The sequence below is a fragment of the Acidovorax sp. KPB24-03 genome (genome assembly GCF_057546605.1).
In genome coordinates this window covers 1-1,534 of record NZ_BAAJYR010000616.1, presented here as the reverse complement: position 1 = coordinate 1,534, position 1,534 = coordinate 1, and the positions used below count along the sequence as shown (strand labels likewise).

The following is a 1,534-nucleotide window of genomic DNA, read 5'->3' as shown; positions in this document are numbered from 1 at the left end:
GCATGGGCCGGTGCTTTGCCTGGGCCTCGCGCCTGCTGGGCGGGCCGCTGCTGGATGCCGACGAGGACGGCGTGCCCGCCGAGGTGCGGGTGCACTGCGACGCACGCGGCGGTGTCGTGTGGGAGCGCCACCTTCGCCTGCCGGGGCGGCGCGACGCCGCCGTCGTGCGCTCGACCAAGCTGCGCGGCCCGGACGGCGGCCTGCAGGAGCGCACGAGCGGCGGGCTGTCCATGGCGCTCGACGTGGTGGTGGAGGACGGGGCCCTGGTGTTCTACAGCCGCCGCTATTTCCTGGCGCTGGGCGCGTTCTGCGTGCCCATTCCCGATGGGCTCACGCCGGGGCGGTGCCGGGTCGAGCACCGCGACGAAGGGCCGGGCACGTTCCGCTTCACCCTGGACATGGCGCACCCGCTGTGGGGCTGCACGTTTTTTCAAACCGGTGTGTTCACCGATCCCGAGGAGTGATTCCATGGACATCGTTTTCATCGTTCTGACGGTGCAGGCCCTGATGGGGGCGTTCGACAACCTCTGGCACCACGAGTGGTCCGCCCGCCTGCCGCAGCGCACCTCGGCCCGCCACGAGCTGCTGCTGCATGCGGCGCGCGAGGCCCTCTACGGCGTGCTCTTCCTGGGATTCGCCTGGGTGCAGTGGCAGGGCTGGTGGGTGCTGCTGCCGACGGCCCTGCTGGCGGTGGAGATCGTGATCACCGCGGCGGACTTCCTGGAGGAGGACCGCAGCCGCCGCCTGCCCCCCGCCGAGCGGGTGCTCCACACGCTGCTGGCGGTGAGCTATGGCGTGCTGGTCGGCGTGATCGCGCCCCTGTTCGCGGCGCATGCGGCCCTGCCGACCGGCGTGGTGCGGGTCGGGCACGGGGCCTGGTCCTGGCTGTTCACGGTGGCGGCCGTGGTGGTGCTGGCCTGGAGCGTGCGCAATGCGTTCGCCGTCGTGCGGCTGCGGGCGGCCGTGCCATCCGCTGAACCCCTGCCCGTTGTCGCCCACGGGCCTGCGGTGCTGGTGACGGGCGCCACCGGCTTCATCGGCACGGCGCTGGTGCGCCGGCTGCAAGGCGAAGGCCGGCGCGTGATCGTCTGGACGCGCGATCCGCTGCAGGCCCGCGCGACCTTCGGCCCGCAGGTCTGGGCGCTGGACCGCCTGGGGGACATTCCGGGCGAGACGCGCATCGACGCCGTAGTCCACCTGGCCGGCGCGCCGGTCCTGGGCCGGCCGTGGACCCGCGCGCGGCGCCGGCAACTGGTCGAGAGCCGGGTCGGAACGGCGCGGCAGCTCCTGGGGCTGATGCAGCGCCTGCACTGCCCGCCCGCCGTGCTGGTGGGGGCGTCGGCCGTGGGTTTCTACGGCGTGCCCGCGGCGGACACCCCGTTGGACGAACGCGGCGCGCCGCAGCCCGGGCGCTTCCAGTCGGACCTGTGCGCCCAGGTGGAGCGCGCGGCAGGCGCGGCACAGGCCCTGGGCCGTGCGGGTGGTCGTGCCTGCGGATGGGCCTGGTCGCTGGGGCCGCGAGGGCCGGGGCCTG

The 1,534-nt window shown here is 74.3% G+C and carries 2 protein-coding genes; both read left to right on the top strand.

Translation table 11 applies throughout. The annotated features are described in order from the left end of the window. Positions 1-464, top strand: a 464-nt coding sequence (locus AC27KI_RS24535) for a DUF4166 domain-containing protein (protein WP_487116369.1), incomplete at its 5' end; no start/stop codon positions are given. 4 nt (positions 465-468) lie between these two features. Beyond that, positions 469-1,534: NAD-dependent epimerase/dehydratase family protein (locus tag AC27KI_RS24530; RefSeq protein ID WP_487116367.1), on the top strand; the 1,066-nt coding region annotated here is incomplete at its 3' end.